We start from the raw sequence: 18,582 nt of genomic DNA, 5'->3' as shown, positions 1-18,582 counted from the left end.
GATGTCCGCGGCCGCTGCCAGGGTGTTCCGGGGCCGGGGGCCGTCCGGTGGCCGGGCCAGCTCGAAGAGCCGGCTGCAGGTCCGGCCGTCGGCGCGTGGGTGTTGCCGACCGAGATGCCGATGAAGAGGGCAGTCCGTTCGCGTCCGACAGGATGTGCATCGCCCCTTTCTTTAGAGCCCTGACGTGGGCGGTGTCGAGGACGACACGAGTGACATCGACGAGGCCCGCATCGCCGAGTCGGTGCAGCACGGATTCGTGCAGGCGGCACAAGGCCGTCAGCGTGGCCCGATCCGGCGACCTCTGACGGACCAGGCGATGCGACGGCGAGTGCCCGCTCGTAGGCTGCCGCCATGACCGAGACCCAGAACCCGACGCCCCGCGACGCCTTTGAGCTGCTGCTGGCCGGTAACCAGCGTTTCGTCTCAGGCACCCCCGAGCACCCGAACCAGGACGCCGCCCGCCGCACCGAGACCGCACCGTCCCAGCAGCCCTTCGCCGTGCTGTTCGGATGCTCCGACTCCCGGCTGGCCGCCGAGATCATCTTCGACCGCGGGCTGGGCGACCTGTTCGTGGTGCGTACCGCAGGGCATGTCGCCGGTGCAGAGGTCCTCGGTTCCATCGAGTACGGCGTGAGCGTGCTCGACGCCCCACTCGTCGTCGTGCTCGGCCACGACTCGTGCGGGGCCATCGCAGCCGCCCGTGCCGCAGCCGACGGCGGCGGGGTGCCCGGCGGCTTTGTCCGCGACGTTGTCGAACGGGTGACTCCTAGCGTGCTGGCCGCCCGCGCCGCCGGACGCGACCAGGCCGAAGAGATTCTTGCCGAGCACATCGAGCACACCGTGGACCTGCTCCTGGAACGCTCCCGCGCCCTGGCCGAGCGGGTGGCCGCAGGCCGTCTCGGCGTGGTGGGGCTGTCCTACCGGCTGGCCGACGGCAGTGCGCAGCTCGTCGCATCCCGCGGCCTCGACGCAGCCATCCCCGCTGCGTCCTGACCGCCCCGCCTCAGGGGAGAAGTAAGGGCACGGCGTCGGTGCCGGTCACACGGTGGGCCGGGGTCCAGCAGCGCGGCGGAGCCGGTTGGCGATCGCCAGCCCCAGTCCCTCCTCCGCCGGCAGTGACGCGACGACGAGGTCGCACCCCTGCCGGTCGAGTTCGCGCAGGAATCCGTACAGCCCGCGCGCGTAGGGGGCCATCGAGTCGGGGACCGCCACCACGGCGTGCGCCTTCACCTCAGCGTCGGCGAAGGCGGCAGGAAGAAGGACGCCCACCTGGTGCCCCAGCTCCTGCGCCAGCTCCGCTTCGGCGACGACCTTCTCCGGCTCGACCAGAACGACCCGGGCCCGCGGCGCGTAGTGGGACGGATGCTGGCCCGGCACCCGGACCCGGCTGGTCGAGGGGACCGCGAGCGGGCATCCCAGCACCGCTTCGAGGTCCTCGCGCGTCACCCCGCCGGGCCGCAGGATGGTCGGGATCTCGCCGGTGGCGTCGACGATGGTCGACTCGACACCGACCTCGCAGGGGCCGCCGTCCAGCACGAAGTCGACGGCGGCGCCGAGCTCGGCACGGACGTCGTTTGCAGTTGTGGGGCTGACCTGTCCGAAGCGGTTGGCGGACGGGGCCGTGACACCGCCGCCGAACGCCGACAGCAAAGCGCGTGCGACGGGGTGGTCGGGCACACGCACGGCGACCGTCTCCAAGCCACCCGTCGCTTCGAGGGGCACCCGTCGCCCGCGCCGCAGGACCAGCGTGAGGGGCCCAGGCCAGAAGTGTTCGGCCAGCAGGCGGGCCGTTGCGGGCACGTACTGGACCCAGTCGTCCAGCTGCTCCGCGCCGGCAATGTGGACGATCAGCGGGTGGGAAGGCGGACGTCCCTTGACCTGGAAGATGCGCGAGATGGCGGCGGGGTCCTCGGCGTTGGCGCCCAGGCCGTAGACGGTCTCGGTCGGGAGAGCCACCAGGCCGCCGGCGCGCAGCACACCGGCTGCCTTCTCAATGTCACTGGTTCTTGCCGTCACTCTCGCAATTCTAGGAGCACCGAGGACCGGCGACGGCCTTGCTCAGCGCGACCACGGTTCCATTGACCCCCGGTCCGTTCGAGATCATCTGCTTGGCGCTGCTGGCTGTTCCGTTGTTCCTGCCGACGCCAATTGCATCGGATGCGAATAGGCGCGACACCCACCCTGGAAGCTGGCCTGAGACCTGAGACTGCGCAGTAGCGCACTCCCCCGGAGTCTGGTGGCCGGTGTAGACGAAGTCACCCGCGCCGGAGTCGTCGGTCGGTGAGGTTCCAGCCGTCGAAGTAGGCCGTGCCCCGCACCACCGCCTCGTCGTCACTGATCTTGAACCGGGCGACCATCGAGGCGGCGATCTCCCGCATCAGATCGAGTCCCTCATCAGAGACGGGGATCGTCATGCCGGTCAAGGACCGGTCGAGCAGCCACGAACAGCGCCAACACCGCCCGGGCAGGGTTCACTTCCTGAGTACGCATACTCAGGAAGCGGGATCTTGGAACCGAGATACTCGGTCCATGAAGAGACCCGTGAAGCTCGGCATAGCCGGGGCGTCCACTGCGCTGCTCGCCCTCGGAGGAATCGGTACCTACAACCTTGTACACACGCTGACCTCCGGTGCGAGCAGCGATGGCAAGTCCGGGGCCGCGCATGGCTTTGATGCGTCGACGCTGTCGAGCACGCCCCCGTCGGGTGACGAGGCCGTGAAGCTGACCCAAGCGTTCCTGGACGACTGGTCCCGGCGGCAGTTGGACGACGCTGCGAGCGACACCGATGTGCCCGGCACCGCCGCGCAGGCCCTGCGCAACTACGTCGACGGCCTGCGTCTGAAGACGCTGTCGTTCGGCAACGTCCGTTCCGCAGGTCCCTCATCGGCGACCCCTGGAGCCACCAAGGTCACCTTCGACGTCACCGCCCAGACCCCGGGCGGCACCTGGAGCTACCCGAGCGCCGTGGCAGTACGCAAGAGCACCAACGGCTCGGCTGCAGTGCACTGGAACAACTCGGTACTCTATCCCGGTCTGGGGGACGACCAGTCGCTTGTCGCGGGCAGGCTGCCGGCCGGCTCGAACCCTGCAATGGTCGTCGCGAACGACGGTAAGACGGAGCTGTCCCGCTTCGCCTCACTGCGTGACATCGCGTCGACCATCGGGAAGCATGTCACGCCCGCGGGCGGCAGCCCCGGTACCGGCGTGGCTGTGGTCGACGCCGACGGTAGGGGCGTCAAGACGCTGAAAACCTTCACCAAGGGACGTCCCGCGGTCGTCAGAACCACGATCGAGGCCGGCCTCCAGGAGGTGGCCGAGGCGGCGGTCAAGGACGCTCACCTGCAGCAGAAGCCCGCCGGGACAGTGGCACTCGACTGGCGGAGCGGTCACATCCTCGCGATCGCGCACACGGGTGACGACGGCGACATCGCCATCAACGGCATCAAGTCCCCCGGCTCCACCATGAAGATCATCACCTCCGCCGCCCTCTTCGACAAGGCGGGCCTCACACCGAACAGCGCGGCGCCGTGCACGGACTCGCTGACGGCCAACAGCCAGCTCTTCCACAACGACCCCGGCGTACGAGCCAACCCCGGCTCCTCCCTCGCCCAGGGTTTCACAGTGTCGTGCAACACGTCCTTCATCAAGGACGGCTTCCACCACCTGGTGAAGGACGGCGACGCCTCCGCTCTGCACGACGAGGCGGTGAGCGTCTTCGGCATGGGCAGCTGGTCCATCGGCGGCGGGGTCGCCACCACCGACCCGAGCATTCCGGCAGACCCGCAAGGCGGCGACCAGGCAGCCCAGTTCATCGGTCAGGGCAAAGTCACCGCCACCCCGCTGTTCATGGCATCCGTGGCCGCCACCGTCAGAGGCACCGGCTTCCAGCAGCCTGTCATCCTGCCGGACCAGCACCAGACCCCCGCCGCCCGGCCCATCTCCGCACGCACAGCCGGATATCTGCAGACCATGATGCGCGACGTGGCCACCAGCGGTACAGCAGCTCCACGACTGGGCGGCCTGCCCGGCGTCGGCGCAAAGACCGGCACCGCAGAAGAGGGTGACCACACCAACGGCTGGCTCACGGCCTACAACTCCCGCATCGCCGTCGCAGCACTGGTCGAGGGCGGCACCTCCGGCGTCGACTCCGCAGGCTACGTCGTCCGTCAGCTGCTCACCACCAGCTGACGCAAGACCCGGCGGTGAGGCCAACCGACACACGGGTCACCGGCCCCCGGGAGACCTCCGACCGCCGCCGAAGACGGTGCGCGAGCAAGGCTTGCCGATCACCGGGCACGAGTTCCACAGCTCCGCCCCGGCCGTGATCAGTTCCAGTACCGCGCCTTGCTCCTCGGGAGTCCATGCGGCGCACTCGCCTCCGACCAGCTTCTCGTAAGCGCCGTCATGCACCGTGCTCTGCGGGGGCAGCCAGTGGACCTCACCGAGTCCTCGGGCCAGATCCTCGAAGAAGTTCCACGCATCCAGAACCGAACCCGAGGGGACACGCCGGCGTGCCGGGTTCTCCAGCCAATGCTCGACACGGTCGAGCTCCAGGATGTCGGCCTCCGAACAGGCCAGCCTCCGCCCCTGTCGGCTCACGTACAACCGCGCCTGCCGAACGGTCGTGAACACCGGCACCCGACAGTGATCAACTTCCGGCAACGTCAGCACCCGATCAGGCTCGTCGTTCTCGCCACCGATCCACAGGACCACCGCGCTGCGGCCGAGCCCACGCACCCGATAGGCATACAGACGCCTGCCTCGGCACCCGGCCGCAAACACATCTGCCATCTCGATCTTCGTCACGCCCTCACACTGCCCGGCAGCCGCAACGACTGCCGAGCCTTTACGGAGTCCGGTGTCGACCGGGCCTGCCGCGGCGCCCCGGTCATCGCCGACGGCGGCTACCAGGGCACCGGCCTGCTCATCCCGCACCGCAAACAACGTGGCCAGACGCATCTCAGCCCGCAGCAGGAGGCGGAGAACGCCGTCCACCGCCGGGCACGCGCCCGGGCTGAACGGGCCCTGTCGGCTGAAGAACTGGAAGATCCTACACGACTGTCGGCTCAAGGGCGCCGGCGTTCACCAGGCCATGCTCGGCATCGCCCGACTTCACAATCTCGCTCTCATGGGATGAGCTGGCTCTGGTTCACAGCGAAGGTGCCCCGTCCATCCGGCGTCGTGACCCCGTCCGGTGAAGTGGAGACAGTCACGACTGCGTCCCCGGTCGTCGCCTCGATGTCGCCCTGGACCCTCGACGATGCCGGGAAACGGCTCGTCATCCACCCACCGAACCGCTTCACACCGCAGCTCAGGCACTCAGGCTCCCCTCTCCTGGGTTCGGATGCTAGCGACAACGAGCGTCAGTATGCCTGCGACCCCGGACCCGTTGCGGGACAACCTTTTGGGCCCGGCGCGCGGTCCCGCGCCGGACCCGGATCTGCCTTGAGGAGATCCCGTTCCGGCTTGCATCGGCGCGGGCCAGGGACGGGAGGGCTAGGAGGCTGCGCAGGTCCCACCGCGCGTGGCCCTCCCGCCCCCGACAACAACACGCCTACCCTCACAGCCCCTTGGGACTCCCTCTCCTTCCGGCCTTGCCCGGTTGGTGTCCGCGTTTTCAGACACACGTCTGGGCCCGACCGCCTGAGGCGGCCGGGCCCAGATGAGGGGATGTGCTGTCAGGTCACCATCGATACCAGCGGCCGCGGCCACCTCCGGCGTTCGTGGAACGCATCACGAAACCGAGCAGCCACAGCACCAGCACGGCCACAGCCACCCACCAAAGAATCTTGATGGCGAAGCCCGCACCGAAAAGGATCAGAGCGAGAAGCAGAACAAGAAGCAGGGGAACCATAGTCATCAACCTCCTGCGGCACCGTATGCCCTGCTGGCAGCCCTCCATTCCCCGGCGGCACATTGTTTGTGGAGGGCGAGCCGGGGCACCGGGACTTCACCGCGACAGCGGCACCATTGCTTATGAGGAGGGACATTCCATGACTGCGGGCGAGAAGGCCAAGGCGAAGACCGAGCAGGCAAAGGGCAAGACCAAGGAAGCCCTCGGAAACGCTGTCGGCAACGACCGCATGGCCGCCGAGGGGCAGGCGGAAAAGACCACGGGCGATGCCCGCGAGGCCAAGGAGAAGACCAAGGACGCCTTCAGGCACTGACGTCTTTCCCGGCTTACTCAATCGGGGGTCGTCCCGGCAGTTCTGCCGGGACGACCCCCGATTTCTGTTGCCGTCCGAATTACCGCCGGCCGAGCCTGGGCATCATGGAGACTCTTGAGGGACGGACGGCAGCCGCAAGGGGGGTGAGGCGCAGCGCGCGCGTCCCCGAGCGGAAGCACAGGGACTCAGCGGAGCTGTGGGCTGCTTCACTTCCCGCCGGTCCGGCGGCGTGCTGCCTGTTCGATTGGACTCAGTGCCCGGTTCGGGGCGGCCCCGGCGCTGTGAGATCACCTGATTCCGCTGCATCGGCATGCGCCGCGCCCCGTGCTGGTGGTGCCGGGTACGAGCAGGTCGTAGGCGCCGGTCAGGCGCAGTACCTGGACGGGCTGGTCCTGCAGGTCGGCGGCGGTCAGTTGGCCGCCCTCGGCAAGGAAACGTCGGCGCTGCTGGAGCAGGAGGTTGAGGCCACGGGAGTCCATGAAGGACACGCCGGACATCTCCAGATGCAGTGTCCTGCCCAGCGGGATGGCGAGGGTCGCCCTCGCGAGGGTGGGGCAGGTGTCGAGGCCCATCTCTCCTGCGACGGTGATCACCGTACGGTCGGCGTCCTGCTGTGTGACCACGATGAGGTTGTTCAGCCAGCCTCGCACACACCGGCCCAGGTTCCATCAGCACGTCATCCGCTGCGGGCGACCGGCACGCGCCTTTCCTGCCTGGTTCGACAGGGTGAAGGAGAGTGGCCGGGCCGACTGTGCGGGAACGCATCGGTCGGTCTCTGGCTTTCCCGCGACAGGCTGTCCTTCTCCTGTCACCGCACAGTCGGCCAGTGGTCGAGCACACCACCTCGCTGGGGCACAGAGGACAGGAGCCATGATTGAGGCACGAGCGGGTATGTGAACCGACACGAAAAGGACATGCCTTGATCGCGATAACGACGACAGGACCCGGTCCATGCTCAGCCCGCTAGGCCGAAAGCCATCCCAGCACCAGGAAGAGGCGGCGCCCTTGCATTACGTCACCGTCTGGGAGACCGGCTCCGCCCCCATCTCCGAGGCCCGCCAGGCCGTGCGCGCGCTGCTCGGCCGGGCCGGTTACCGGCCGGATCACCGCACCAGCCAGGACGCCCAGCTCGTCGTCAGCGAACTCGTCACCAACGCACACCGGCACGCCCCCGGCCCCGGCAGGCTCGAGCTGGAGGTCATACCCGACGCCGCTCTGCTACGGATCAGGGTCCGCGACAGTTCCCCCCACCAGCCTCAGCTGCAGCCGCCCGCCCCGGGCCGAATCGGCGGCCACGGACTCCACCTCGTCACCCGCCTGTCCACCAAGTTGCACACCCTCGCCCAGGAATCCGGCAAGCAGGTCGTCGCCCACCTCCACCTTCACGCCGCCGACGAACAGCGAACCGACGGATCCAGCTGAGGCACTCAGCAGTCGCGCATCCCCGCTCGCGGCTGCTACTTAGATCCATGCGGGATGTCGCTCACGGCATACGTCTGGACTGCGACGATCGTTGACGCCTGTGCGACTTCACGCAGGGATCATGTCGCCGAGAAGACGGTCAGACGAGATGCCGCCGCAGGCGACGGCAGTGCCGCCGGCCACTTCCGGGGGCCGACATGGACAAGGCGATCCTGCAGATACTGCCAGCGCCCCGCCACGGGTCCGGCGGTGACGGGGCGCCGACGACAGGGTCAGTGGGTGGTGAGCATGCCCTCGCGGAGCCGGGCCAGGCAGCGGGAGAGCAGCCGGGAGACGTGCATTTGGGAGATGCCCAGGCGTTCGCCCATCTGGGCCTGGGTGAGTTCCTCGACGAAGCGCATGTGGAGGATCTGCCGGTCCCGCTCGTCGAGCTGGGCGATCAACGGCGCCAGGGTGTGGAAGTCCTCGACGAGTTCAAGGGCTTGGTCTTCGAGGCCGATGAAGTCCTGCAGGGCGCTCTCGCCGTCCTCGCCGGGGCTGAGGGCGGCGTCCAGGGAGGCGGAGGTGTAGCCGTTGGAGGCGAGCTGCGCCTCGCGGACCTCGTCCTCGGGCAGGCTCATCAGCTCGGACAGTTCCCTGACCGTGGGGGTGCGGCCGAGCCTGCTGCTCAGTTCCTCCTTGGCGCGGGCCATCTGGACGCGGGCCTCCTGCAGGCGGCGTGGTACGTGCACCGCCCAGGAGGTGTCACGGAAGAACCGCTTGATCTCGCCGACGATGTACGGGATGGCGAAGGAGGTGAACTCCACCTCACGGGACAGCTCGAACCGGTCGATCGCCTTGATCAGTCCGATCATCCCGACCTGGACGATGTCCTCCATCTCCTCCGGCCCACGGCTGCGGAACCGGCCGGCCGCGAAACGCACCAGCGACATGTTCATCTCGATCAGCGTGTTCCGCGCGTAGCTGTACTCGCGAGTGCCCTCCTCCAGCACCGCCAGCTGTTGGAAGAACAGCTTCGAGAGCTCGCGGGCGTCCTTGGGCGCCACCCGGGAAGGATCGGCGACCTCCGGGAACTCGGACACCTGCGTCCGCGTTGTCATCGTCGTCGTTGTCATGGGCGTCATGCCGTTTCCCTCCCGGAGTGCGGACACACCACTGCCGCCAGCCGAAACGCGACCGGCGATCAGCGATTACCCCAACATTCGGCATCCATTCCCGGGTGATTCACCAGGTCAGGATCTTGCATCGGCCCAGGCCAGGAAGCGAACAGCCCGAACGACCCCCGCGCCAGGCACAAGCTCCTCCCTCACACTTTTTCCGCCCGCAGACCCCTTGTGCCGTCCCAACTGCCCGGTGCCTTCCGTGAACCGATGAGTGCACGGAAGGCGGGGCCACTCCCCCGACCCGACCTCACAGGAGGCGGCCGGACGAGCGGTCCAGGGTCCGGCACGGCATGCCGTCCTCCACACCGATGCCCAGGCACACGAAGAGCTCGGGGTCTTTCACCTGCCGGTGAAGCGGTACCCCAGCGGCGGCTCGGGCGTTCCGTGCGGGCGGTCAGACGGCGGCAGAGCCTGTACCGGCAGGTGGCCCGTGCTGCGGCCTGACATTCAGCACGACATCAAGACCTGTCATCACCAGGACACGGAGCACCGGCGGCCTGGCGCCTACCAGAACGAACTCCGCCCCAGCGTTCCTCGCTCTCTCTCTGGCCTTCACCAGGGCGGTGAGGCCGGACGAGTCGCAGAACGGGACCGCGGATACGTCCACGGCCAACCTGGCCGGCCCCTGAGCGAGGCACTCGGTGAGAACGGCACACAGGTCCGGGCCCGTGTCCAGGTCCAGATCCCCGAACACACCCACCCGCACCATGTCGCCTTCCCACATCACCAGCGTGGTGATCCCACCCGCACTGCTCATCTCACGTCCCCCCGGCTCACAGTGCCGGCGGCCGAAAGGCTCTCCGCTCCGGGCCGGTGGGCCGCCTGGTGTGGCCCGGCCACACACCCTCGGCGCTTCCCGGCGCGCTGGGTCCTGCTCCTGCATATGGTGGTAGGGAAATACCTGATCATGCTGCTCAGATGCCCCGTCAGAAGGGCCTCTCACTTCTCCCCTTCGGCAGACATGAGAAGCGCCTCTGTACGGTCAGCAAGCCAGAGTGGCGGCAGCTGTAGCGGCGCAGCGGAACGCGGCCGTCAGGATGCAGCAGTGACCACATGAGGGAACCCGCTGCGCGTCTATTGAAGCAGTATGTCGCTGTGTTGCTGCCCGCGGAGAAGGAGCTGCGCTCGTTCCTGGCTCGCTTCGCTGACGTCCGTGTCCGCCATGACCTGCAGCCCACCGGCCAGACGAGCCGAGAACTCGAGGACATCACCCACACCCTGGGCGTCATGGCCGGGACCCAGACCACCCGCCAGGCCCTCACCGCCGCCGACGCCCAGCTGGAACGACTGCAAGCAAGCGGCCACACAACCACCGGGGCGACGCCCGTCCTGGCCGCCCGACCCAGAGCATCCGACAGTCTGCACGCCTGTTCCCGGCCGCCAAGCGCCCTGGCACTGGAGTTCGCCCTGTCGGCATCCCTGCCCGGGCCAGGGTGGAGTCCTTCGTGATACGTTCCTGCCGCCGTGCACTGCTGCGAACTGAGGAGGTGAGACCGATCAACGCTTTGACAGGTCGGGCCTCCCTCCCTCGCGTGGCCCAGGGAGCGCCCGCAGAGGCATCCCGAAAGGCATGAACCGCTATGCGCTTCATATCTGAGACGTCGTCCGACGGCGTCCGCGAACAGCTCTTCACCCTCGGCGACATTCCTGGCGTGTTGTGGACGCCAGAAGGTGCCGTCGCCACTCGTCCGCTCGTCTTGATGGGACACGGTGGCGGTCAGCACAAGAAGGCCCCTGACGTCCTGGCTCGTGCACGCCGCTTCGTGACCGAATGCGGTTTCGCGGTCGTGGCGGTCGACGTTCCCGCCCATGGCGACCGGCCGAAGGTTGAGGAGTATGACCGGATCGCGACTGAGAACCAGGCTCGCGTGGCAGCCGGTGAAGAGTTGGCCCCGCTGATCGCCGACTTCCAGGCGCTCGTGGCCCGCCAGACCGTGCCGGAATGGCGGGCGGTCCTGGACACGGTTCAGCAACTCGAGCACGTAGGCGCCGGCGCGGTGGGTTACTGGGGGGTTTCGCTGGGATGCGGACTCGGTGTTCCGTTCGTCGCTGCCGAACCGCGGGTCCGCGCGGCGGTACTGGGCTTGGGCGGGGTGCTGGCGTCGGCCGAGGCCGCCGCGCGGATCACCGTCCCAGTGGAGTTCTTGGTGCAGTGGGACGATGAGCGGGTGCCGCGGGTTCAGAGTTTGGCGCTGTTCGACGCCTTGGCCTCGGCCGAGAAAACGTTGCACGCCAACCCCGGCAAGCACGGGGAGATCCCGGCATTCGAGCTGGAGAGCACGCTGAGGTTCTTCGCACGGCACCTCGGCTGATACCGCCGCCTGCAGTCCGCGACGCGCCGATCGGAAACCGGATCCCGATCGGCGCGTTCACTGAAACTGGTCGGCGTGGCCGACAGAGTTCAGGTTCGACACATCAACGATGACGAGGGACAGCGCCTGCTGCGGATCATCCGCAGAGGCACCGGGTCAGTGGTGACATGGCGGCGGGCCCAGATGGTCCTACTGTCCGTGCAGGGCATGCCGGTGGCGAAGACCGCCGAGGTGTCGTTCACCAGCGCAGACCGGGTGAGGGATGTGATCCACAACTTCAACACGGACGACTTCGACTCGCTGTACCCGAAGTACAAGGGCGGCCGGCCGAAGACCTTCACGCTGCCCGAGCGGCGCGAGATCAAGAAGATCGCGAAGTCGAAGCCGACCGAGCACGACCTACCGTTCTCCACCTGGAGCCTGACCAAGCTGGCGGACTTCCTGGTTGCCGAGGGGTGGTCGACGACATCAGCCACGAGGGCCTGCGCATCCTGCTCCGCGAGGAAGGCGTCTCCTTTCAACGCCTGAAGACCTGGAAGACCTCCCGCGACCGGACTACGCAGTTAAGAGGGCCCGGGTCGAGCACCTCTACGCAATCGCCGACGGCGAGGTCCTACCCGAGGACGGAGAGCCCGAAGTGGTCTTCTGCCGTGACTGCTGGCCAGCTCAGCCGGGGTCTGGCTACGGGTGGGGAGACCTTGCTGCTTACGAAAGTCTTGTAAGAGCTTGATTCATGACACTCGGTGTAGATCCTCCTGGGTGTTCAGCCGGTGCAGCCGGTGACGGTCGCGGGGCTTCCGGCGCAGTTGGTGGGGAGGTTGCCGGTGATGGTGGCGCCTGTGGCGAAGGGGGTGCTGGTCCAGATGCCGCCGGGGCCGGTGGCGGCGCTGTTGGAGGTGACGGAGGTGGTGTTGTTCAGGGTGACGGTCCCGCCGTTGTTGAAGATGCCGCCGCCCTGGGAGCCGGTGCCGGTAGCCTTGTTGGCGGTGATGGCGGCGCCAGTGGTAGTGAGGGTCGTGCCGCTCGCGGCGTAGATGCCGCCGCCCTGGGAGTACTGACCCGAGGCCAGGTTGTTCCTGACAGTGGCGGCACTGGTGGTGTTCTGCAAGGTCATTGAGGCAGCGTCGTCAACGGCGAGACCCGCGCCGCGCCCCTGGAAACCGACGATCTTGTTGCTGGCGACCGTGCTGCTGTCCAGGATCACGGAAGTGCCAGCGTCCTGGGCATACACGCCCGCGCCGCCCGCGCCGAAGCCGGTCGGGGTGATGATGGTGTTGCCACTGATATTGGAGTTAGTGATCGTGAGATCGGCGCCCGAATCGATGTAGACGCCCCCTCCGGCGCCTCTTTGGACGACATTGCCGGTGATCACGGTGTCCGTGATGGTGCCCCCCGCCGAGTACACGTTGAGGCCGCCCCCGAAGGAACCGAGTCCACCGTCAACGGTGTTGTTCTTGATGACGCTGCCGCTGTCGACGGTGAAGGCGCTGCCGCCGCTTTCGATGCCGCCCCCGTCGAACTTCGCTCTGTTGGAGGACACCGTGGTGCCGTGGAGCGTGAGGGCTCCGCGGCTGCTGATACCGCCTCCGTCGCTGCTTCTGTTGTCCTGGACGAGACTGGAGGTGAGGGTCGCCGTACCGCCGGCCGTCACCCGCAGACCGCCGCCCTCGGCGGAGGCGGCGTTGCCCTGCATCGTCAGGCCGGTGCCGCTGAGGGTGCCGCCGTTGTCGACGAAGATGCCGCCTCCACGGGAGGTGGTGGAGCCGTTCATCACGGTGAGCGTGTCGGCGGTGAGGGTGCCGCCGGAAGCCACGGTGATCAGCCGGTAGAAGCCGGCACCGGTGCGCTGGAGCGTGGCGTGGTTGCCGGTGATGGTGATGGTGTTGGTGATCGGGGGCAGGGCGTTCTGTCCGTCTCCGCTGTCGGCTGCGTACGGGTAGACGCAATAGCTTGCGAGTGTGATGGTGCCCCCGCCGGCGTTGCCGTTGAGGGTGGTGACGGCGGCGTTGAGGCCGGCTGTTCCGCCTCCCACGCCGGTGCAGGGGACGTTGATGACGATGGGCACGGCGTGGGCGGGCACGGCGCCCACCGTGAGCCCCAGAACCCCAGTGATGGTGAAGACTGTCCGGAGGGGACGCCGCCCGGCCACGCGCTGGGTCATCTACCTGCTCCTTGCCGCTGGGCGATTTCATCGGTCCCGTGCTGATCCCCCAGGCGGTCGGCCGAGGCACAACGACGATTCCCGGATGCTGGCACGGTGCACTGCCCGGCTGCCGAAACGCTCCGTCTGGGCGCAGGGGTTCATCCGTGCAGCCCTACTCAGCCCGCCAAGGTTGCGAAGTGCAGAAAGCGCTACCCAACGTCACTGATCATCGGATCTGGCACAGCTTCTCACAGCCCGGGCTCGCGGGCTGTTCGGGCGCGGTTGCTAAAGGTCAAACTCCAGGTGCTCGATGTCGGTGAAACGGACTTCCTCCAGCTGGCCGGCGCGGCGGCCGTTGTCCTGGAAGTACATGTCCTTGAGTGCTTCGGCGGCGATCTGCTGGAGCTGCCGGTCGGTGGCGCCGGACTCCTGGGCGTCGAAGAGGCGGGCGGCGTAGCGGGGCGGCAGCGCGACGGTCAGGTGCCGGAGGCGTTCCTCGTCCGTCGTGCCGATGGGTGCGGTGTAGCCGATGCGGGCGCGGGTGTCGATGACGATGCCGCCGGTGGTCGCTGCCTTTTGCCGTGCCTGGGCGCGGATCTGCGGCTGCCAGCGCTTCTTCACCTCCCGCTCCAGGCGGGCTGCGAGGTCCGGGCGGGGCTTCTTGATCTGGTTCTTCACGTACCGCTCGACCGTGCGCTGCGAGATCCGCAGCATCTGGGCGACCGCCTTGGTGCCCTTGTACTGCTTGACCAGGTACCGCATCTGCGCGGGCGCGCTCTTGGGCGCCGGGCGGGTGAACGCCTTCTGCACCGCGGCGTCCAGGCCGTCCCCGAACATGCTCATCGCGGTCTACCTACTCCCCGGTGTCCTGGTCGGTGACGGTGCCGTCCTTGATGTACCGGGCGAGGTTGAGCTCCGGAGCGTTGAACTGCTCGCGCACCCCCTCGCCCCACAGCACACTCTGCGTGCCCTCGTGCTTGACCAGGCCCGGGTTGACCCCGAGTTTGAAGCCGCCTGGCAGCGGCTTGCCGTGCCGGTAGGGCAGGAGGTCCAGCGGGGAGGGCCCGTCGGAGGCGTACACGGCGCAGTCCGAGAGGACGGCCACCGGGTACTGCCCGGTGAAGGCGGCGTGCTTGACGATCTTGCGGTGCATGTTGATCCGCGTGCGGGAGATGACCGCGGCGCGGATGTCCGGGCGCCAGGTGGGCCGGGCCAGGGCCCGCCACGGCTGACCGGGCTTCCAGCCCTCCCCGCGCGGGCGCTCGCGCAGCTTGCCGATGCCGCCCTTCACGGTTGCTTTGATCGCGGACACCACGATCGCCAGCTGAGGGTCGCGCTGCCGGTAGCCGTCCATCGCCGCGAGGAAGTCCGCCGGCGGCAGGTCCGCGTGCACGCCGAGGTCGGCCATCGTGGCGAGATAGGCATCGCGCAGCCGGTTGTACCAGCCGTCCAGGTAACGGCCGTTGTCATGACGGACGTACGCCTCGACCGGCGTCACCTCGTAGCCGAGCTCCACCGCGTACGCCAACGTCGGTGTGGCGTACCAGGCCGGACCCGTCGGGCGCTCGCCCTTCGGCGTGAACGGGCTCGGCAGCAACTCGCCGTCCAGCTGCGCCCATTTGTCCTTGGCGACCTTCACACGGGACAGGTCGACGTGGCTCAGGTCGACCAGCCAGGAGCCGGGCAGTTTCGGATCGAAGACGGGGTTCTTGACGTACGTCGGCACGCCCAGGCCGACCGTGAGGCCGTTCGCGCCGGCGGCGAAGGCCATGTTCACGTCGATGCCCACCAGGTGGGGGCGGAGGCACTCGGCGTCGGTGAGCGGGCGCGCCCAGTCGTACGCCTCCTCCACCAGGACCTCGGCCGGGGTGCGGTGGTGGAAACGCGGCAGGTCGGCGAGCAGCGGGTGCCCGTCGGGGGCCTCGCAGGGGGCGCAGTCCACCGGGTCCTTGCCCAGCGAGCCGGGGTTGTGCTCGGAATGCCGCCTGCCGTCCGCGTCCGGTTCGGAAGCGCGGGTCGGCGGGTGCAGGGCGGTCATCAGTTCCAGGCCGGTCACGGCGGTCGATCCGCGCGGCGTCATCACCCGGGCCGCATACATGCCCAGCAGCCGGGCCAGATCCGCCGGCGGCAGCTGCCCCGCATCGGCCCAGTGCCGGGTGTCGAGCGCGTCCCACGACGGGATGCACAACTGCACGCAAGAGCGCTCCGAGCCCTGCGCGGGGCGGTAGATCCGCGCCCACGGCCCGAACCCGCGCTTGGTCAGCTGCCAGTCGGCGCGCGTCAGCTGCTTGATGACTTTGTGGCCCTCCGGGATCCGGCCGGCCAGGCGCTCCTCCTTGGTGAGCGCGACGGGCAGGCCGTAGCGCTCCAGCGCGGCCCCGGTCAGCACGATCAGCGGGTCGACGTCCTTGCCCGGCCCGGACAACTTCGGCTGACCGAGACACCCTTCGCGCAGCGTCCACTCCACCAGCGCGGGAAGCGACTTGGCGGCCACGTCCAGGACCAGACCGCCGACGCAGTACGCCAGCACCCGACCCTCTGCGTCGACGTCGACGACCGCAAGCGGACCGTTCTCGAACCTCGCATCCCTCCCGCCTGCCGGAGTGTTGGCGGGGGCGGCCTGCTTCGGGGCCGGACCGCGCGGCGTCGGCCTGGTCATGGCCGCCGGACGCGGTACAGCGGCAGGGCCGACGGAGCGGCGTGCAGTGATCGTACGAGCAGGCTCGGAGTCAGCGTGGGCTTGGGCCGGTTCAGCTGCCGATGGCGCGGGAGCGGCCGGAGCGGCAGGCGTTCCGGGGACCACTGTGTCCCCGGGGGGCACTGGAGCGTTGGCGGGGTAGAGCTGGGCGAGCTGCTTGAGCATGCGGGCGTATGCGTCGCGCTCCGGCGGCCGCGGCTCGGTCTTGCCGGCCTCCCAGCCGCTGACCGTCGCGCGCCGCACCTGCAGTGCGGCGGACACCTCGTCCAGCGTCAGGCCGTGCGCCTGGCGCAGACGCTTGCGCTCTGCCGGGGGCGGCAACGGGGAGCGGGACGCGATGAGCGCGTCGACCGCGTCGAACAGCTCGGACATGCAGCACCTCCAGTTCCGCAACCCTAGCGCGAAGCACACATGTCGCGTACCAAACGCGTACGGATGGCGTAAATGACAGTTGGAGGTTCACGGTTGCTCCCGGAAGGGCGTCCTCGGGCCTGGGCTGCTGCAGGCTCTTTGGCCGAGGATCCGCGGTGGTGTCTGGCCATGCCTGAACGGGCCAAGGGCGCGGCTTGGTGCGGGAGATCGGGAATTGCAGACGCCCTGTGCGGCAGCGTTACAACGCACGGCCTGTTGTTTTCCCAGAGCAATGAGTGGTCTGTCAGGCGAAGCCGGCTGGTGGTGTTGTTCCGGGCCGGTGGTGGGCGACTCCTGCGTACGACATGTCCAGCGAGGCGGTGAGTACCTTGATGTCGAGTTCGTCTGCGAGGGTGAGCAGGCGGGTGGAACTCAAGATGTGTGGCAGCAAGCCGAGGGGGCGATGCTGTCGCGGATGTGCGCGGCGTCGGCAGGGCGGCCCGCGGTGCGGCCGGGTGAGCCGGGTGACGAGCAGATGAGGGTTGTCCGAGCAGAGCCGCCGGGGAACTGAACGCTCTGGTAGTGGAAGTTGATGCCGCTGTCGGTGAGCAGGCGCAGCTCGGTGATGGTCGCCGCGTGGAGCAGAGCGGCGAGTCCGAGAGCCGGAGGGTGCATCACCGCTCCATCGGGGCTCGCGCCGGGGGCAATCACGCTGACACCTTGCGACCCTGTTGTAAGCACCCGGGCAGTCCAGCTCTGGCACCCTTCCGCCACGAAACCCGGGGACTCGACCGTGACGATGGGGCAGAGCTCGGAAAGCGCCTGTGCCTGACCACCCCGAGCGTGGCTAACCGCACGGTCCCGCGGAACCCGGGCTGCGACGCCTCTGACCGGTACGACTGGTGGCAGCAGCGGTGAGCGCCGGGGATCCGCCGGCTATCGACAGTCCGGCGCGGTTGCAGTGAGCCTCGGGATTCACTCCCGTCCGGCCATGAACTGCCAGGCCGCCGATGAGGGCGAGGAGCCCGGCTGCGCCCTTGGTGAGGGGCGCAGCCGGGTACCTGCTTGCTGGGGGTCCCGGGTCAGCGTGCGGAGCCGGCGCGGCGCATCCGCGCGGCGAGCAGGAGGCCCGCGCCGGCGATGAGCGCGGTACCCGCGCCGCCTGCGATCAGGGTGGTGCCTCCCGCGCCGGTGGCGGCGAGGGAGGAGCCGGTGCTGCCCTGCGGGGTCACGGTGGTGTTGCCGCCGCCCTCACCCGCGCCGGTGCTGGTGCTGGTGCCGGCGGGGCTGCTGCCGGTGCCGGAGTTGTTCCGGCGCTGGTGGCTCTCGTTCTTGTCGTTCTCCTGCCGGGCCTTCTCGTCATTCGCGCGGGCGTCGTGCTGGCCGGTCGCCAGGAACTCGACGCGATCGGCCGCAGTGCCCTTCAGGGCGGCGCGGGCGGCCTTGACCAGTTCTGGTCCGCCACCATTGATCATCTTTGCGATCGTGACGCGATTGTCCTGGTCTCGCAGCTCGTACTGCGTCACCTCCAGGAAGTGGCGCAGCTCGGCGGGGGTCGCGGGACCGTTGAGGAGTTTGCTGATCGCCTCGCTCAGGATGGGACCGTTCCAGGCTTCGTCGATCCGGGTGAGCTCGGCCCGGTCGTCCTCGGCCTGGGCGAGGTAGCGGCCCGTCTCCAGGAAGGCGGCCCGGTCGGCCGGAGTGCCCTTGAGGGCCCTCTTGCCCGCTTCCTTCACCGCGGGGCCGCCTCTGCCGACCAGCTTGGTGATCTCGAGACGGTTGTCCCGGTCGCGCAGCTCATGCTGGGTGACGTCGTAGAAGTGGCGCAGCTCTTCCAGAGTCTTCTCGTCGCTGAGGAGTTCCTTGACGCCTTCCTTCAGGCAAGGGCCGGCACCGATCAGGAGCCTGGAGATCATCACTCGGTAGTCGTCGAGACGGATCCTGTGCTGGTCGGTCTCGATGAACCTGCGCATGGCCGTCGGGCCGTCGGCTATGGCCTTGAGGCCGGCCTCCTTCATGTACTCGCTGGCCATCGGGTCGGCGATGATCGCGAGAATGGTCTTGCGGTCCTGTTCCGCCTGGTCCTGCCCCGGCTGGTCCGTCGCTGCCTGGTCGGGCGCGGTCGGAGCGGGCGGGTTGGTGGACGCGGTCTCGGTGCCGGCGGCGAACACCGGCGTCGAGAGCAGGACGACCGGAGCCAGGGCGGCGGTGGTGACCGCCACTGCCATCCGGGACAATTTCGTGGGGAATACCCCACTGGAAACGTTCTTCACGGGACAAAAGACCGGCCACCTGTGCAAATGGTTGCACGGATACTCCGGAAAAC

The 18,582-nt window shown here is 68.5% G+C and carries 19 protein-coding genes and 3 pseudogenes; 8 read left to right on the top strand and 14 right to left on the bottom strand.

Annotated features, from left to right (window positions below):
* Positions 1 to 95: 95 nt before the first annotated feature.
* A pseudogene (locus tag ACIPK3_RS25170) lies at positions 96 to 265 on the bottom strand (IS5/IS1182 family transposase); the annotation flags it as partial.
* An 86-nt stretch (positions 266 to 351) separates the two neighbouring features.
* Between ACIPK3_RS25170 and ACIPK3_RS25165 the strand changes: the two are divergent.
* Complete coding sequence (locus ACIPK3_RS25165) at positions 352 to 993, top strand: carbonic anhydrase (RefSeq protein WP_402573046.1); 642 nt, start codon at positions 352 to 354, stop codon at positions 991 to 993.
* A 45-nt stretch (positions 994 to 1,038) separates the two neighbouring features.
* Here ACIPK3_RS25165 and ACIPK3_RS25160 read toward each other — a convergent pair whose 3' ends face one another.
* Both ACIPK3_RS25160 and ACIPK3_RS25155 read right to left on the bottom strand, forming a co-directional pair.
* The gene (locus ACIPK3_RS25160; RefSeq protein ID WP_402573044.1) at positions 1,039 to 2,016 is read right to left on the bottom strand and encodes an L-threonylcarbamoyladenylate synthase; all 978 of its coding nucleotides are present in this window, start codon (positions 2,014 to 2,016) and stop codon (positions 1,039 to 1,041) included.
* Positions 2,017 to 2,255: 239 nt separating this feature from the next.
* Positions 2,256 to 2,414: a hypothetical protein gene (locus ACIPK3_RS25155; RefSeq protein ID WP_402573042.1), complete on the bottom strand. Its 159-nt coding sequence runs from the start codon at positions 2,412 to 2,414 to the stop codon at positions 2,256 to 2,258.
* A gap of 115 nt (positions 2,415 to 2,529) precedes the next feature.
* On the opposite strand from ACIPK3_RS25155, the gene ACIPK3_RS25150 reads away from it, so the two are divergent.
* On the top strand, positions 2,530 to 4,188 hold the full coding sequence (locus tag ACIPK3_RS25150; protein WP_402573041.1) for a penicillin-binding transpeptidase domain-containing protein: 1,659 nt from the start codon (positions 2,530 to 2,532) through the stop codon (positions 4,186 to 4,188).
* A gap of 36 nt (positions 4,189 to 4,224) precedes the next feature.
* Here the strand turns inward: ACIPK3_RS25150 and ACIPK3_RS25145 are convergent, their stop codons facing one another.
* Positions 4,225 to 4,806, bottom strand: a complete 582-nt coding sequence (locus tag ACIPK3_RS25145) for a hypothetical protein (protein ID WP_402573060.1) — start codon at positions 4,804 to 4,806, stop codon at positions 4,225 to 4,227.
* A 9-nt stretch (positions 4,807 to 4,815) separates the two neighbouring features.
* Between ACIPK3_RS25145 and ACIPK3_RS25140 the strand changes: the two are divergent.
* Positions 4,816 to 5,137 (top strand): annotated as a pseudogene (locus ACIPK3_RS25140) (transposase family protein); the annotation flags it as partial.
* Between the two features lie 546 nt (positions 5,138 to 5,683).
* Here ACIPK3_RS25140 and ACIPK3_RS25135 read toward each other — a convergent pair.
* The gene (locus tag ACIPK3_RS25135) at positions 5,684 to 5,854 is read right to left on the bottom strand and encodes a hydrophobic protein (RefSeq protein WP_171154443.1); all 171 of its coding nucleotides are present in this window, start codon (positions 5,852 to 5,854) and stop codon (positions 5,684 to 5,686) included.
* A 139-nt stretch (positions 5,855 to 5,993) separates the two neighbouring features.
* Here ACIPK3_RS25135 and ACIPK3_RS25130 point away from each other — a divergent pair, with 139 nt between their 5' ends.
* Positions 5,994 to 6,167, top strand: a complete 174-nt coding sequence (locus ACIPK3_RS25130) for a CsbD family protein (RefSeq protein ID WP_402573039.1) — start codon at positions 5,994 to 5,996, stop codon at positions 6,165 to 6,167.
* Positions 6,168 to 6,454: 287 nt separating this feature from the next.
* Here ACIPK3_RS25130 and ACIPK3_RS25125 read toward each other — a convergent pair whose 3' ends face one another.
* Positions 6,455 to 6,817, bottom strand: coding sequence for an STAS domain-containing protein (locus tag ACIPK3_RS25125; protein ID WP_402573037.1), 363 nt, complete (start codon positions 6,815 to 6,817; stop codon positions 6,455 to 6,457).
* Between the two features lie 355 nt (positions 6,818 to 7,172).
* Here ACIPK3_RS25125 and ACIPK3_RS25120 point away from each other — a divergent pair, with 355 nt between their 5' ends.
* Complete coding sequence (locus tag ACIPK3_RS25120; RefSeq protein WP_402573035.1) at positions 7,173 to 7,589, top strand: ATP-binding protein; 417 nt, start codon at positions 7,173 to 7,175, stop codon at positions 7,587 to 7,589.
* 272 nt (positions 7,590 to 7,861) lie between these two features.
* On the opposite strand, the gene ACIPK3_RS25115 is transcribed toward ACIPK3_RS25120, so the two are convergent.
* Both ACIPK3_RS25115 and ACIPK3_RS25110 read right to left on the bottom strand, forming a co-directional pair.
* On the bottom strand, positions 7,862 to 8,704 hold the full coding sequence (locus tag ACIPK3_RS25115) for an RNA polymerase sigma factor SigF (RefSeq protein ID WP_402573058.1): 843 nt from the start codon (positions 8,702 to 8,704) through the stop codon (positions 7,862 to 7,864).
* 442 nt (positions 8,705 to 9,146) lie between these two features.
* Positions 9,147 to 9,461 (bottom strand): STAS domain-containing protein, encoded by a 315-nt coding sequence (locus tag ACIPK3_RS25110; RefSeq protein ID WP_402573056.1) that lies wholly within the window; start codon positions 9,459 to 9,461, stop codon positions 9,147 to 9,149.
* 386 nt (positions 9,462 to 9,847) lie between these two features.
* On the opposite strand from ACIPK3_RS25110, the gene ACIPK3_RS25105 reads away from it, so the two are divergent.
* From ACIPK3_RS25105 to ACIPK3_RS25095, 3 genes and pseudogenes are all read left to right on the top strand, one after another.
* Positions 9,848 to 10,201 carry a DUF5133 domain-containing protein gene (locus tag ACIPK3_RS25105; RefSeq protein ID WP_402573034.1) on the top strand — a complete coding sequence of 118 codons (354 nt, stop codon included), beginning with the start codon at positions 9,848 to 9,850 and terminating at the stop codon, positions 10,199 to 10,201.
* A 131-nt stretch (positions 10,202 to 10,332) separates the two neighbouring features.
* Complete coding sequence (locus ACIPK3_RS25100) at positions 10,333 to 11,064, top strand: dienelactone hydrolase family protein (RefSeq protein ID WP_402573032.1); 732 nt, start codon at positions 10,333 to 10,335, stop codon at positions 11,062 to 11,064.
* A gap of 75 nt (positions 11,065 to 11,139) precedes the next feature.
* A pseudogene (locus tag ACIPK3_RS25095) lies at positions 11,140 to 11,719 on the top strand (transposase); the annotation flags it as partial.
* A gap of 108 nt (positions 11,720 to 11,827) precedes the next feature.
* On the opposite strand, the gene ACIPK3_RS25090 reads toward ACIPK3_RS25095, so the two are convergent.
* From ACIPK3_RS25090 to ACIPK3_RS25065, 6 genes are all read right to left on the bottom strand, one after another.
* Complete coding sequence (locus ACIPK3_RS25090; RefSeq protein ID WP_402573030.1) at positions 11,828 to 13,225, bottom strand: beta strand repeat-containing protein; 1,398 nt, start codon at positions 13,223 to 13,225, stop codon at positions 11,828 to 11,830.
* 267 nt (positions 13,226 to 13,492) lie between these two features.
* A complete protein-coding gene (gene tpg / locus ACIPK3_RS25085; protein WP_402573028.1) occupies positions 13,493 to 14,050 on the bottom strand; it encodes a telomere-protecting terminal protein Tpg in 558 nt (185 codons plus the stop codon).
* 10 nt (positions 14,051 to 14,060) lie between these two features.
* Complete coding sequence (gene tap / locus ACIPK3_RS25080; RefSeq protein WP_402573027.1) at positions 14,061 to 16,277, bottom strand: telomere-associated protein Tap; 2,217 nt, start codon at positions 16,275 to 16,277, stop codon at positions 14,061 to 14,063.
* 283 nt (positions 16,278 to 16,560) lie between these two features.
* Entirely contained in the window at positions 16,561 to 16,692 is a 132-nt protein-coding gene (locus ACIPK3_RS25075) for a hypothetical protein (protein WP_402573026.1), read from the bottom strand.
* Entirely contained in the window at positions 16,689 to 16,931 is a 243-nt protein-coding gene (locus ACIPK3_RS25070) for a hypothetical protein (RefSeq protein WP_402573025.1), read from the bottom strand. The genes ACIPK3_RS25075 and ACIPK3_RS25070 overlap by 4 nt, the downstream gene beginning before the upstream one ends.
* Positions 16,932 to 17,338: 407 nt before the next feature.
* A complete protein-coding gene (locus tag ACIPK3_RS25065) occupies positions 17,339 to 18,484 on the bottom strand; it encodes an ALF repeat-containing protein (protein ID WP_402573024.1) in 1,146 nt (381 codons plus the stop codon).
* Positions 18,485 to 18,582 lie beyond the last annotated feature (98 nt).

This window comes from Streptomyces sp. NPDC086787 (assembly GCF_044745865.1).
GTDB lineage: Bacteria > Actinomycetota > Actinomycetes > Streptomycetales > Streptomycetaceae > Streptomyces.
The sequence above is the reverse complement of the archived record's forward strand: the minus strand, read 5'-3'. Positions and strand labels throughout refer to the sequence as shown.

Coding starts and splice junctions, on each gene's coding strand:
- ACIPK3_RS25165 (WP_402573046.1), top strand. CDS start 352: ATGACCGAGACCCAGAACCCGACGCCCCGCGACGCCTTTGAGCTGCTG.
- ACIPK3_RS25155 (WP_402573042.1), bottom strand. CDS start 2,414: ATGACGATCCCCGTCTCTGATGAGGGACTCGATCTGATGCGGGAGATC.
- ACIPK3_RS25150 (WP_402573041.1), top strand. CDS start 2,530: ATGAAGAGACCCGTGAAGCTCGGCATAGCCGGGGCGTCCACTGCGCTG.
- ACIPK3_RS25135 (WP_171154443.1), bottom strand. CDS start 5,854: ATGGTTCCCCTGCTTCTTGTTCTGCTTCTCGCTCTGATCCTTTTCGGT.
- ACIPK3_RS25130 (WP_402573039.1), top strand. CDS start 5,994: ATGACTGCGGGCGAGAAGGCCAAGGCGAAGACCGAGCAGGCAAAGGGC.
- ACIPK3_RS25115 (WP_402573058.1), bottom strand. CDS start 8,704: ATGACAACGACGACGATGACAACGCGGACGCAGGTGTCCGAGTTCCCG.
- ACIPK3_RS25110 (WP_402573056.1), bottom strand. CDS start 9,461: ATGGTGCGGGTGGGTGTGTTCGGGGATCTGGACCTGGACACGGGCCCG.
- ACIPK3_RS25100 (WP_402573032.1), top strand. CDS start 10,333: ATGCGCTTCATATCTGAGACGTCGTCCGACGGCGTCCGCGAACAGCTC.
- ACIPK3_RS25090 (WP_402573030.1), bottom strand. CDS start 13,225: ATGACCCAGCGCGTGGCCGGGCGGCGTCCCCTCCGGACAGTCTTCACC.
- tpg (WP_402573028.1), bottom strand. CDS start 14,050: ATGAGCATGTTCGGGGACGGCCTGGACGCCGCGGTGCAGAAGGCGTTC.
- tap (WP_402573027.1), bottom strand. CDS start 16,277: ATGTCCGAGCTGTTCGACGCGGTCGACGCGCTCATCGCGTCCCGCTCC.
- ACIPK3_RS25070 (WP_402573025.1), bottom strand. CDS start 16,931: ATGCACCCTCCGGCTCTCGGACTCGCCGCTCTGCTCCACGCGGCGACC.
- ACIPK3_RS25065 (WP_402573024.1), bottom strand. CDS start 18,484: ATGGCAGTGGCGGTCACCACCGCCGCCCTGGCTCCGGTCGTCCTGCTC.